Source organism: Pseudomonas sp. Ps21-P2, assembly GCF_039672565.1.
In the GTDB taxonomy this organism is placed as follows: domain Bacteria; phylum Pseudomonadota; class Gammaproteobacteria; order Pseudomonadales; family Pseudomonadaceae; genus Aquipseudomonas.
Window position 1 is genome coordinate 144346 of sequence record NZ_JBDFPL010000009.1, and the last position, 13032, is coordinate 157377.

Annotated in this window: 11 protein-coding genes; 4 read left to right on the plus strand and 7 right to left on the minus strand. The window is 59.8% G+C overall.

From position 1 onward, the window contains the following. Nucleotides 1-275: 275 nt before the first annotated feature. Nucleotides 276-779, plus strand: a complete 504-nt coding sequence (locus ABEH28_RS22140; RefSeq protein ID WP_282372162.1) for a peptidylprolyl isomerase — start codon at nt 276-278, stop codon at nt 777-779. Continuing rightward, nucleotides 776-1501: a UDP-2,3-diacylglucosamine diphosphatase gene (locus ABEH28_RS22145; protein ID WP_346631091.1), complete on the plus strand. Its 726-nt coding sequence runs from the start codon at nt 776-778 to the stop codon at nt 1499-1501. The genes ABEH28_RS22140 and ABEH28_RS22145 overlap by 4 nt, the downstream gene beginning before the upstream one ends. 226 nt (nt 1502-1727) lie before the next feature. Here ABEH28_RS22145 and ABEH28_RS22150 read toward each other — a convergent pair whose 3' ends face one another. The 6 genes from ABEH28_RS22150 to ABEH28_RS22175 all read right to left on the minus strand — a co-directional run bounded on the left by ABEH28_RS22150 (nt 1728) and on the right by ABEH28_RS22175 (nt 7918). Beyond that, the gene (locus ABEH28_RS22150; RefSeq protein WP_133773439.1) at nt 1728-3260 is read right to left on the minus strand and encodes a DHA2 family efflux MFS transporter permease subunit; all 1533 of its coding nucleotides are present in this window, start codon (nt 3258-3260) and stop codon (nt 1728-1730) included. A 69-nt stretch (nt 3261-3329) separates the two neighbouring features. Further along, on the minus strand, nt 3330-4595 hold the full coding sequence (locus ABEH28_RS22155; RefSeq protein WP_346631092.1) for an HlyD family efflux transporter periplasmic adaptor subunit: 1266 nt from the start codon (nt 4593-4595) through the stop codon (nt 3330-3332). A gap of 10 nt (nt 4596-4605) precedes the next feature. Continuing rightward, a complete protein-coding gene (locus tag ABEH28_RS22160) occupies nt 4606-6102 on the minus strand; it encodes an efflux transporter outer membrane subunit (RefSeq protein WP_346631093.1) in 1497 nt (498 codons plus the stop codon). Next, a complete protein-coding gene (locus ABEH28_RS22165; RefSeq protein ID WP_192174116.1) occupies nt 6099-6572 on the minus strand; it encodes a MarR family transcriptional regulator in 474 nt (157 codons plus the stop codon). Before ABEH28_RS22165 ends, ABEH28_RS22160 begins: the two co-directional genes overlap by 4 nt. Before the next feature lie 144 nt (nt 6573-6716). Beyond that, nucleotides 6717-7325, minus strand: coding sequence for a tRNA isopentenyl-2-thiomethyl-A-37 hydroxylase MiaE (miaE, locus tag ABEH28_RS22170; RefSeq protein WP_346631153.1), 609 nt, complete (start codon nt 7323-7325; stop codon nt 6717-6719). Nucleotides 7326-7444: 119 nt separating this feature from the next. Next, a complete protein-coding gene (locus ABEH28_RS22175) occupies nt 7445-7918 on the minus strand; it encodes a DUF1289 domain-containing protein (protein WP_065986417.1) in 474 nt (157 codons plus the stop codon). Between the two features lie 426 nt (nt 7919-8344). On the opposite strand from ABEH28_RS22175, the gene acnB reads away from it, so the two are divergent. Together acnB and ABEH28_RS22185 are read left to right on the plus strand one after the other, a co-directional pair. Then, nucleotides 8345-10945: a bifunctional aconitate hydratase 2/2-methylisocitrate dehydratase gene (acnB, locus tag ABEH28_RS22180; RefSeq protein WP_346631094.1), complete on the plus strand. Its 2601-nt coding sequence runs from the start codon at nt 8345-8347 to the stop codon at nt 10943-10945. 688 nt (nt 10946-11633) lie between these two features. After that, on the plus strand, nt 11634-12137 hold the full coding sequence (locus ABEH28_RS22185; protein ID WP_192171040.1) for a GNAT family N-acetyltransferase: 504 nt from the start codon (nt 11634-11636) through the stop codon (nt 12135-12137). A gap of 339 nt (nt 12138-12476) precedes the next feature. Here the strand turns inward: ABEH28_RS22185 and ABEH28_RS22190 are convergent, their stop codons facing one another. After that, on the minus strand, nt 12477-12944 hold the full coding sequence (locus ABEH28_RS22190; protein WP_192171039.1) for a hypothetical protein: 468 nt from the start codon (nt 12942-12944) through the stop codon (nt 12477-12479). Nucleotides 12945-13032 lie beyond the last annotated feature (88 nt).

Consider the following 13032-nt stretch of genomic DNA (forward strand, 5'->3'; position numbering starts at 1 on the left):
AGGATCCTTGTACGGGTCGCGGCCAGGAAGGCCGGTTAAATCAAAGCGCCTATCATAGCCGAAGCTGTCAAGCCCCTGACAGCGCGCTGTGACAAAACTGCCGAGATGGGCGCCCGGTCAGCGGCGGAACCTGCTGCTCAATCGCAACTACCCGAGCAACGGCTACCCTCTGTAAACTGCGCGCCTGAAGTGAATCCGCAGGACTGGCCTCGCATTCCGATGGCCGACTGCTGCGATCACTGCCTCCCATTACGACTTCAAAGAGCGAGCTGACCATGTCGAAAGTAAAGCTGACCACCAACCACGGTGAAATCGTTCTGCAATTGAACGCAGAAAAGGCGCCGCTGACTGTCGCCAACTTCATCGAATACGTCAAAGCAGGCCACTACGAAAACACCGTGTTTCACCGCGTGATCGGCAATTTCATGATTCAGGGCGGCGGCTTCGAGCCTGGCATGAAAGAGAAGAAAGACAAGCGCCCGAGCATCCAGAACGAAGCTGACAACGGCCTGCCGAACAAGAAGTATTCAGTGGCCATGGCCCGCACCATGGAGCCCCATTCAGCCTCGGCGCAGTTCTTCATCAACGTCGCCGACAACAGTTTCCTCAACCACAGCGCCAAGACCGTGCAGGGTTGGGGTTACGCCGTGTTCGCTGACGTCGTCGAAGGCACTGACGTGGTCGACAAGATCAAGGGCGTCGCCACCACGTCCAAGGCCGGTCATCAAGACGTTCCGGCTGACGACGTGATCATCGAGAAAGCCGAGATCATTGAGTGATACTGCTGATCTCCGATCTGCACCTGGAAGAAGGACGCCCGGACATTACCCGGGCGTTTCTCGGTCTGCTGAATGGGCGCGCGCGCGAGGCTGAATCGCTGTACATCCTTGGGGATTTCTTCGAAGCCTGGATTGGCGATGACGCCATGTCGCCCTTTCAGCGCTCGATTTGCCAGGCGCTGCGTACGCTGAGCGACAGCGGCACGCGGGTGTTCCTGATGCATGGCAATCGCGACTTCATGATCGGTCAGGGGTTTTGCAAAGCGGCGGGCTGCACGCTGCTCAAGGACCCGAGCGTCGTGAATTTCAATGGCGAACCGGTGCTGCTGATGCACGGCGACAGCCTGTGTACGCGGGACGAAGCCTACATGCGTATGCGCCGTTACCTGCGCCATCCGCTGACGCTGTGGGTGCTGCGGCATCTGCCGTTGAGCACACGGCACAAGCTGGCGCGCAAGCTACGCAGCGAAAGCCGTGCGCAGACGCGGATGAAGGCCAGCGACATTGTCGACGTCACGCCCGAAGAAGTGCCGCGGGTGATGAACGAGTCGGGGGTGAAGACGCTGATTCATGGTCACACCCATCGCCCTGCGGTTCACGACGTTCCACTGGGTGAGACCATGGCGCAGCGCATCGTGCTGGGGGATTGGGATCGCGAGGGATGGTTGCTGCGGATCGATGAGTCGGGCTTTCACCTGGAGTCGTTTGCCTTTGAGGCCTGACCGTCAGGGCTGAGGACCGATGATTGTCGGACGGGGGACCTGTGGGAGCGAGCTTGCTCGCGAAGGGGCCGGTACATCCGCTGAATCTTCAGCGGCTGAAATACCGTCTTCGTGAGCAAGGTGGAGCGCCACCCCGGTCACTCCCACAAGTATTGTATTTGCAGCTCAAAACAGCAGCTGTCTGGACAATGGTGCTTATCCCGCACTCAGCCCACCTGCCCCAGCATCAATGCCCTCCCCCAGGCGCCGCCTTCGCGGTAAACGGTGGTTTGGCCAGCCAGATGATCAGGATCAGCGACAGGAACACCCAGCCCATCATGTAGAAGTAGTCCACCGTGGACATCATGTACGCCTGGCTGGTGACCATCGAATCGAGCTGTGCATACGCCTGATTGCTCGCCCCACCCAGCGTCTCCAGCGCATGCCGCGTCGTTGGCTCGTAGGCGTTCACGCTTTCGCTCAGATAGGCGTGGTGCTGATCGGCGCGGCGGATCCAGATCCACGTAGTCAAGGAGGCCGCGAAGCTGCCACCGAGGTTACGCAGGAAGGTCGCCAGCCCCGAGCCGTCGGCGATCTGCGACGGCGGCAGGTCGGAAAGCAGGATGCTCAAGGTCGGCATGAAGAACAGCGCAATGCCTGCACCCATGAACAACTGCACCAGGGCGATGTGCTCGAAATCCACCTGACTGGTGAAACTTGCTCGCATGAAGCAACTCAGGCCAATCCCCAGAAACGCGAGGCCGGCGAGCAGGCGCAAGTCGAATTTATGCGCATAACGTCCCACGAAGGGCGACATCAATACTGGCAGCACCCCGAGTGGCGCCACCGCCAGCCCTGCATAGGTCGCCGTGTAACCCATCTGCGTTTGCAGCCACTGGGGCAGAATCAGGTTGATCCCGAAGAACCCCGCGTAGCCCGCCACCAGACAGATCGTCCCGTAGCGAAAGTTGCGAAACGCAAACAGCCGCAGGTTGACCACCGGGTGATCATCCGTCATTTCCCAGATGACAAATGCCGCCAGGCCAATCGCCGAAATCACCGAGCCGATAATGATGAAGTTCGACTCGAACCAGTCCAGATCATTGCCTTTGTCGAGCACGATCTGCAGCGCGCCCACGCCGATGATCAGCGTAATCAGACCGACGTAATCCATGGGCTGGCGACTGGTGCTGACCGGCCGGGTAGCCATCTGCTGACGCACAACGAACGCCGCGAACAGTCCGATCGGCACGTTGATGAAGAAGATCCACGGCCAGCTGTAACTGTCGGTGATCCAGCCGCCGAGAATCGGCCCGGCAATCGGCGCCACGACCGTCACCATCGCCAGCAATGCCAATGCCATCCCCCGTTTCGCAGGGGGATAAACGGCGATCAGCAGCGTTTGCGTCATCGGGTACAACGGCCCGGCAACCATGCCCTGCAACACTCGAAAGCCCACCAGCTCAGGCATCGAGGTGGAAATGCCGCAGAGAAACGAGGCGGTGACGAACAGCAGCGTGGCCCACAGAAACAGCTTCACCTCGCCGAAGCGCCGGCTCAGCCAGCCGGTCAGCGGCAGCGCGATGGCGTTACTGACCGCGAACGAGGTGATGACCCACGTGCCCTGCTCCGAGCTCACGCCTAGGTTGCCGGAGATGGTCGGCAAGGCCACGTTGGCGATGGTCGTGTCGAGCACTTGCATGAAAGTCGCCAGCGACAGGCCGATGGTGGTCAGCAACAGGCTTGGCGGCGTAAAAGAAGCGGGAGCGTTCGTACTCATCGCGAATCCTTTGACACTCAAAGATCACCACGGCCTGTACACACAGGCCGTGGCAGATGGATTGGCGAATCAGCGCTGGGCTGTCTTGCCGCTGGTTGACGCGCTGTTCTCGTGGATCACGCGGGCGATCATCGTGTCGGCGTCGGCCAGTTGTTTGGCGTAGACATCGGTGGTGAACAGCGGCTGCTTCGGCGGTTGCTGCGCCAGCACCGGACCGCTCTGGTCGTGAAGGTTCACGTCAACGGTGGTCGACAGGCCGATGCGCAGCGGATGCTTGGCCAGCTCGTCGGCGTTGATGTGAATCCGCACCGGAATACGCTGGACGATCTTGATCCAGTTACCGGTGGCGTTCTGTGCGGGCAACAATGCAAACGCACTGCCGGTACCGGCGCCGACGCTGTCCACGGTGCCGCTGTATTTGACGTCGCCGCCGTACAGGTCGGCTTCGATGTCCACCGGCTGGCCGATGCGCATCTGGCCGAGCTGGGTTTCCTTGAAGTTGGCGTCGATCCACAGCTGGTCGAGGGGAATCACCGCCATCAGCGCTGTGCCCGGCTGAACCCGCTGACCCAGTTGCACGGTGCGCTTGGCGACGTAACCGGTGACCGGCGCGATCAGCGTGCTGCGCGCATTGCTCAGGTAAGCCTGACGCAGTTGCGCGGCCGCCGATTTGACGTCCGGGTGCGAAGAGACCTGAGTGTCGTCCACCAGCGCAGTGCTGGTTGCCAGCTGCTGCTGAATGTTGGTCAACGCATTCTGCGCGGTGGTCAGGTCATCCTTGGCGTGGGACAGCTCTTCCTGGGAAATCGCCCCGCCGGCCGCCAGACTGCGACGACGGTTGAAGTTGTCCTGGGCTCTCTGCACTTCGGCGCGCTGGGCGGCCAGTTGCGCTTTCATGCCGTCGACGTTGCTGTACAGGCCACGCACCTGACGCACTACTTTTGCCAGATTGGCTTCGGCACTTTGCAGCGCCACTTCGGCGTCATTAGGGTCGAACTGCACCAGCACCTGCCCCTCGCGGACCAGGTCGCCATCGTCGGCGCCGATGCTGACCACGGTGCCGGTGACTTGGGGGGTGATCTCCACGACGTTGCCGTTTACATAGGCATCGTCGGTGCTCTCGCTCCAGCGACCGTACATTTCGTACCAGGCCCAGACGCCAAGGACGCCAAGCACCACGATCAGCAGCAGGCCGAGCAACAGCAGCTTGCGCTTGCGCGGGTTCTTGGTCGGTTTGGTCTGCTCGGCGGCCTTGTCAGCGGCCTTGTCAGGCGCGGAGGCGTTGACGTCCTTTTCTTCGTTTGTAGCGTTGTTGTCGGTAGTGGCAGTGGCCATGACGATTACCTTAATGAGTCAGCGAAGCAGTTGACGGGACGACCGGGGCGGCGTTGTCGCCGGGCTTGCTGTCTTCGAAGCCTCCCCCGAGGGCCTGCATCAACTGGATCGAAAGATCGATTCGTTCCGCGTTGAGATCAGCCTGTTGGCGTTGCGATTGCAGCAGTTGTTGCTCGACGCTCAGCACGTCCAGGTAGTTGCCGATCCCCGAGGAGTAGCGCTGAACGACGGTGTCGTAGGATTTCTGAATCACGTCGGTCGCCTGCTGGCGCGCTTCGATCTGACGGCGGATGTCGCGCAACTGACCGATGCCATCGCTGACATCCCCCAGCGCCCGGACCAGCGTCTTGTTGTACTGCGCCACGGCGAGGTCATAGTCGGCGTCCCGCGCATCCAGATCGGCACGGCGACGGCCGCCGTCGAAGATCGGCAGCGACACCGTCGGCGCGACGTTGAAGAAGCGACTGGCCGAGCCGAACATCGCATCACCCAGCAGCGACTCAACACCCGCCGACGCACTCAGGTTGAGGTTCGGGTAGAAGTTGGTCTTGCTGACGTCGATGTTCTTGCTCGCCGCTTCAACCCGCCAGCGCGCTGCCACCAGGTCCGGGCGACGGCCCAGCAACTCAGCGGGCACCACCGACGGCAGGGCCACGACAGCAGGTTGCAGCACCGCAGGTCGGCTCAGTTGTTCGCCACGGTCCGGGCCTTTGCCCATCAGCACCGCCAGCTGGATCTTGGCGCTGCGCAGGCTTTTTTCCGCGTCCGCCAACGACTCGCGAGAGTTGGCTTCCAGGCTCTGGGTCTGCTCGTACTGGTACTCGCTGTCGATGCCCGACTTGAAGCGTCGCGATCCCAGGTCAAGCAATTGACTTGTGCGCTTGAGGTCTTCGGCCGCCAAGTCACGGACGATGTAGGCCTGGCCCAGGTCGCTGTAAGCGCGGGCGACATCGGCGGCGAGGGTCAATTGCGCTGCTTGCTGGTCGACTTCACTGGCACGGGCCTGGCCCAACGCCGCTTCCCAGGCCGCACGCTGGCCGCCCCACAGGTCAAAGTTGTAATTGAAGCCGGCGCTCAGGCTGCGCAAAGTGCTGTAGCGCCCGCCTGCCCCGGTCGGGTCCTGATCACGGGCCAGTCGCGAACGGCTGACGCTGGCGTCGGCATCCACGGTCGGCATGCGTTCGGCGTCGGCGGCATAGGCCTGCGCGGTCGCCTGATGGGTCCGGGCGGCAGCGATCTGCATGTCCGGACTGTCGCGCAGTGCTTCGGTGATCAGGCTATTGAGTTGTGGATCGCCCAGGCTGGTCCACCAGTCGCGCTTCGGCCAGGCGGCCGGCGACAGGGTGATGCCATTGAGGCTTTGAGCGGTCTGCAGACTGTTGGCATCGATGCCGACGGCTTCGGTTTTCAGGCCTTTGGAACTGGCGCAACCGGCCAGCACCAGTGCCACGACTATCAGGCTCAGGGACGTGCGCAGGGTCGAGCCCCGCTGAAGGTGAGTGATCATTGTTCGGCAATCCGGGCAATCGTGATGGGGTCGCCCGAGGCAACCAGAATTTTCGTCAGAATCTTTTCCAGGGCCAGCAGCTCGCTGTCTTCCAGCACGCCAACCATCTCGTTCATCGCGTGTGCGCCGATTTCCGGCAACAGGTCGGAGAGCGCCTTGCCTTCCTCGGTCAGCACCAGTTGCACCTGACGCCGATCGGATTCCGAGCGCGCGCGGGACAGCAGGTTTTTCTGCTCCAGACGGTCGAGCATCCGGGTCATCGAACCACTGTCGAGATTCAACATGCGGCAGATGTCGGCCGGGGTCTCAGCGCAGAAACGCGCGATCATTACCAGCACTTTGAACTGCTGCGCAGTGACGCCGTGAGGCTCGAGATGCCGGTCGAGGATGCGGTTTTTCAATTGTTCAGTCCGGCCCAGCAACATGCCCAGCAGACTGTCGTGAAAATTTTCAGGAGTGAAATGCGCCATTGATAGCCACCCATTATCTGCTTAGGCAGTGAATGGAGGGGATCTTACTGCCTAGGCAGTAAACACACAATGAAACAATATTTAGGGTGCGCGAATTCGGACGAACGTAGTTCGCCTGCTGAATGGGTAGGTTTCTAGAGTGGCTTAGAGCGCCGGCACACCGCTGTGGAAGCGGAAATCTTCATCCGGGCTCAGGATCAGCTCGCGCTCGGCCAGGCGGATTTCTTCGATCTTGGCGTCGACGTCCGCTTCAGTGCCGTAGGTGTAGGCGAGTTTCAGGTAGTCCTGAAAATGCCGGGCTTCGGACTTGAGCAGGCTGGCGTAGAACTTCGACAGGTCTTCGTCCAGATGCGGCACTAGGGCGGCGAAGCGTTCGCACGAGCGCGCTTCGACGATGGCGCCGACGACCAGCGCGTCGGTCAGGCGATACGGGTTGTGGGTACGAACGAGTTTGCGCAGCGACCCGGCATAGCGCGCCGAGCTGATGTTGTCCATCGGAATGCCGCGCTTCTTGATGATGCCGATCACTTGTTCGAAGTGACGCAGCTCTTCGCGCGCCAGCCGGGACATCTTGGCCAGCAGGTCGAACTTGTCGTTGTACTGGAACATGAACTGAAACGCTGCGCCGGCGGCCTTCTTTTCATTGTTGGCGTGATCGATCAGCAGGATATCCAGATTCTGCAAGGCGGCCTGAACCCAACTGTCGGGCGTGGGGCAAAGCAGGAAAGCGTCGATTTCTGGATAGATCTGCATGGGTTCACGGATGGCTGGCTGGGCAAGGCGCAGCATTATACGGAGCCTGACGGGCAGAGCCAGCGTGCGCAGATGAAAAGCATGGATTGTCGGGACCGGGCGCGAGAATCAGGTCACGATCAAACCGCGCCCATCGCATCCTTGAGGAAGCCGGGCGCGATGTAGCGCTCGTAGTGCGCTTCGGACAGCAGGAAGAATTCCCGATCAATGGCATCGCGCAGCTCAGGCAGCGACCAGTCGCGAAACTCCGGCAGTAGCACCATGCCGTAGGCGTCCAGCTGGTTGATCACCCTCGCGCCCCGGGCAATCAGCTGGTAGGCCCAGCAATATTCCGACTGATGGGGAACGAAGCGAATCTTGCGCTGCTCCAGTTGCGCCCGCAGCCTGGCCGGGTCGAACACCTCGACTTTCCCCGCCATCACTTGCACCAGCAGCTGTTCAAGGCGCAGCCAGACGGCGCGCTTTGCATCCTCGTCGTAGCCGTTCCAGTGGATCACTTCGTGGTGAAAGCGCTTGCATCCCCGGCACACGAGGTCGCCGTAGACGGTGGAGCACAGGCCCACGCAGGGCGTCTTGATGATTTGATTGGGCATGGCAAGGGAACACGACGGCGAACGAAACAAGCCGGCATGTTAGCCCTTTGTCTAACGAGGTACACCCTTCAACCTGTAGGGGCTAACTTAACTTCAGCGGTTTTTTACCGTAGAATCACCGGGCCTTTTAAGGCGCCAATGTCCGTTGGAAGCTGTTTTCAAAGCGTCACGAGCACAGTCAGGGCTTTTTACGATAAGCCGGCGAGCCACTTATCGTACAAAGCCCGCCCCGCAGTCCGGTTTGACGCGAGTCCCTCGCGTCCCCTCCCCGACCGATCATGCAGGCGTAAAACTTTGAAAACAGCTTCTGTTGGAGATCGTCAGCTTCCTGCCAAGAAACTTTAAAAAGTTCGAGAGCGCCGATGCGGACCTTCTCTGGATGAGCGTCCCGGACACCCATTTGGGACCACTGATGAGGGTAATACTGTGCTTGAAGCCTACCGTAAACACATCGAAGAGCGTGCCGCCCAGGGTATCGTGCCCCAGCCGCTTAACGCCGAACAAACTGCAGGCCTGGTCGAGCTGCTGAAAAACCCACCGGCTGGCGAAGAAGCTTTCCTGCTTGACCTGATCACCAATCGCGTTCCACCGGGCGTTGACGAAGCTGCCTACGTCAAAGCCGGTTTCCTTTCTGCCCTGGCCAAGGGCGAAGTTCATTCCCCTCTGCTGGACAAGAAGCGCGCCGTCGAACTGCTCGGCACCATGCAGGGCGGCTACAACATCGTGACCATGGTTGATCTGCTGGACGACGCCGAGCTGGCACCCGTCGCTGCAGAGCAACTGAAGCACACCCTGCTGATGTTCGATGCCTTCCACGACGTCGCTGAAAAAGCCAAGAACGGCAACGCACACGCCAAGGGCGTGCTGCAGTCCTGGGCTGACGGCGAGTGGTTCCAGAAGCGTCCGACCCTGGCCGAAAAGATCAGCCTGCGCGTCTTCAAGGTCACCGGCGAAACCAACACCGACGACCTGTCGCCTGCGCCTGACGCCTGGTCCCGCCCGGACATCCCGCTGCACGCCCTGGCCATGCTGAAAATGGCCCGCGATGGCATCGTCCCTGACGTGCAAGGCTCCATCGGTCCGATGCAGCAGATTGAAGACATGCGCAGCCAGGGTTTCCCTATCGCCTACGTCGGTGACGTGGTCGGTACCGGTTCCTCGCGTAAATCGGCCACCAACTCGGTGCTGTGGTTCTTCGGCGACGACATCCCGAACGTGCCGAACAAGCGTGCCGGCGGCTTCTGCTTCGGCAGCAAGATCGCACCGATCTTCTACAACACCATGGAAGATGCGGGCGCCCTGCCGATCGAGTTCGACGTATCGAACATCAACATGGGCGACGTCATCGACGTTTACCCGTATGCCGGCAAAGTCACCAAACATGGCACCGACGAAGTCCTGGCGACCTTCGAACTGAAGACGCCTGTGCTGCTTGACGAAGTCCGCGCTGGCGGCCGTATTCCGCTGATCATCGGCCGTGGCCTGACCGGCAAGGCCCGCACCGAACTGGGCCTGCCGCCTTCGACGCTGTTCAAGCTGCCTGACGTTCCCGCTGCCAGCACCAAGGGTTTCACCCTGGCGCAGAAGATGGTCGGAAAGGCCTGCGGCACCGACGGTATCCGTCCGGGCACTTACTGCGAGCCGAAGATGACCACCGTCGGTTCTCAGGACACCACCGGTCCCATGACCCGTGACGAACTGAAAGACCTGGCGTGCCTGGGCTTCTCAACCGATCTGGTGATGCAGTCGTTCTGCCACACCGCGGCGTATCCGAAGCCGATCGACGTCAAGACTCACCACACGCTGCCTGACTTCATCATGACCCGTGGCGGCGTTTCCCTGCGTCCGGGCGACGGCATCATCCACAGCTGGCTGAACCGCATGCTGCTGCCGGACACCGTCGGTACCGGTGGTGACTCCCACACCCGTTTCCCGATCGGTATCTCGTTCCCGGCCGGTTCCGGGCTGGTCGCGTTCGCCGCTGCCACTGGCGTCATGCCGCTGGACATGCCGGAGTCGATCCTGGTTCGTTTCAAGGGCAAGCTGCAACCGGGCGTCACCCTGCGCGACCTGGTTCATGCGATTCCGTACTACGCCATTCAGAAAGGCCTGCTGACGGTCGAGAAGAAAGGCAAGAAGAACGCGTTCTCCGGTCGCATTCTGGAGATCGAAGGTCTGGAAACCCTGACCGTCGAACAGGCTTTCGAACTGTCCGACGCTTCGGCCGAACGCTCTGCCGCTGGTTGCACCATCAAGCTGTCGAAAGAGTCGATCGCCGAGTACCTGAAGTCGAACATCACCCTGCTGCGCTGGATGATCGGCGAAGGCTACGGCGACCCGCGTACCCTGGAGCGTCGTGCTCAGGCGATGGAAGCCTGGGTGGCCAACCCAGAACTGCTGGAAGCCGATGCTGACGCGGAATACGCCGAGATCATCGAGATCGATCTGGCCGACGTGAAAGAGCCTGTGCTCTGCGCGCCGAACGACCCGGACGATGCCCGTCTGTTGTCGAGCGTCGCTGGCGAGAAGATCGACGAGGTGTTCATCGGTTCGTGCATGACCAACATCGGCCACTTCCGCGCCGCCGGCAAGTTGCTGGAGCAGGTGAAGGGTCAGTTGCCGACGCGTCTGTGGCTGTCGCCGCCGACGAAGATGGACGCTCATCAGTTGACCGAGGAAGGTTACTACGGCATTTACGGCAAGGCTGGCGCGCGCATGGAAATGCCGGGCTGTTCGCTGTGCATGGGTAACCAGGCACGTGTTGAGCCGAATTCGACGGTGGTGTCGACGTCGACCCGTAACTTCCCGAACCGTTTGGGTGATGGGGCGAACGTGTATCTGGCGTCGGCTGAGTTGGCGTCGGTGGCGTCGATTCTGGGTCGTCTGCCGACGGTCGAGGAGTATATGGAGTACGCGGGCAAGATCGACAGTATGGCTGCCGATGTTTACCGTTACTTGAGCTTCGATCAGATCGCGGAATTCCGTGAGGCTGCAGCGAACGCTAATATCCCGGTTGTTCAGGCTTAATAGCTGAGACCGTGTTGAGAGAACCCCGCTTCGGCGGGGTTTTTTTATGGCTAGTGTATTAGTAGGACCGGCTCCAGCCGGGAATTGTGCGTTGACGCTGATAGGGTCTGCTTGGGGGCAGACTGTTTCGCCTTCGGCGAGTTACTTGGAAAAGCACCCCAAGTAACCAAGGGTGCCTGCTCTCGGCTGGGCCCCTCGTTCCTCGGGGTTCCTTCACTCCGGTCTCGCTCCGTGGGCCCGCCGCCATCCGCCATCCATGGCGGGGGGCGGCTCTCTCGGCATCCATGCCGCTCGGCCCACTCCACGAGACCTGCGTTCAGCCTGCACCAAAGTCGCGTTTGGCGGTGAATGGGCTTTTTGTGTATGAAGATCAAAAGCGAAAAGCAGATCAAAAGCAGATCAAAAGCTTCCCGGCTAAAGCCGGTCCTACTGACAGAGCGCATGCTTTTTGTAGGACTGGCTTTAGCCGGGAAGACGGCCCCACTGGCTGCATGCGTTGCTTTTAGTGGGACCGGCTTTAGCCGGGAAGGCGCCAGTTCAGGCGGGCGAAGGCCGATGAAGCGACGCCGTCCCCGTGGGAGCGAGCTTGCTCGCGAATGCTGTTGATTGTGCACCCTGGTAGCCGTAGCCAGGTCCGCAGTCAGCCGCTTAGACTGTCCCCTCTTTCTGTTTTCAAAGGACGAATCCAGTGAATGTTGCTGTTGATCAGGTGGTGATCCATCGTTTTACCGAGGCCCATATCGAGGGTGTCACTGCGTTGTATAACGACCCCAGTGTGTGTCGTCAGGTGCTTCAGATGCCGTATCAGTCGGCCGATGTCTGGCGCAAACGGCTGGCGGGGGCGGATGACCGTTCGGTGAAGCTGGTCGCTTTGCATCAGGGTCATGTGATTGGCAACATCGGTCTGGAACAATACGCGCGCATTCGCCAGCGTCATGTGGGCGCCATCGGCATGGGCGTGGCGGCGGGGTGGCAGGGCAAAGGGGTGGGGTCGCGGCTGATGGCCGCCGTGCTTGAAGTCGCGGACAACTGGATGAACCTACACCGAGTTGAACTCACCGTGTTTGCCGATAACGAAGCCGCTTTGGCGCTGTACCGCAAATTCGGCTTCGAAACCGAAGGCCGCCTGCGGGACTACGCCATACGCGACGGCGTCCTCGTCGACGCCATCAGCATGGCGCGATTGAAATAACCGCGCTTTAGAAAGAGCGACGCTGAGTGTCACAGGCTGCATACCCACGCGGCGCGTGGGTACAATCATCCTGACTCAGCGGAAGGGCATAATTCGGGAGCGAATTAATTTACGGTGAAGCGTAGTAAATAAATCAGTCCCACTAAATCCCCTTGAACGATCAACAGCATTTGCGAGCAAGCTCGCTCTTAAAAGAACGGTGTCGTGTCATCAACCTTCGCTTGCCTGAGCGAGCGTCTTCCCGGATGAAGCCCGTCCCATCGAAAAAACTCTACAACGAGAGAGCGACCTATTCTATTACCACTGATTCACAGGGTAACAGCCGAAAGCATTATCCTGTCACACGCTAACAGGGGATTTGAAAGTGATCTTCTTGATATGTGCTGAAGGCATTGGCGTTCCGTCGGGTCGACCACTACCACCTGCTACCAAATCCGTGATATAGCCATCAACTGTACCGGTCTCAAGATTTATTCCGTCTATATGGAGGGTGCCATCAAGCCCCATTCCACCGCTGGTGTAATGAAAGCTACCTCCCTCGACGAGTAATATGGATACCCGATCTACCGGAATCTGATGATCGCCAGGCGTCAGGTTGAAGCCAGCGTTAAAGTCGATTCGGAGCACCCAGTCTGTAGGCTTGGTCTCTCCCCGGACATTATTTCCATAAAGATAATTTTTAGTCAGATAAGCATAGTGCAATTTTATTCGGTTACCATCACCATCCTTATCTAAAAAGATTTCTGCCGGCTCAGAATCAACCTTGTCTAGGCTAACCTCTAGCTGTTTTGCAATATTCGCGTCCATATGACATCTCCTTATTTGAATTAAAAAACTAACGCAAATAGTCGTTGGCGTAAAGTATATACATGGACCCTTTCGAAATAGCGTTCAT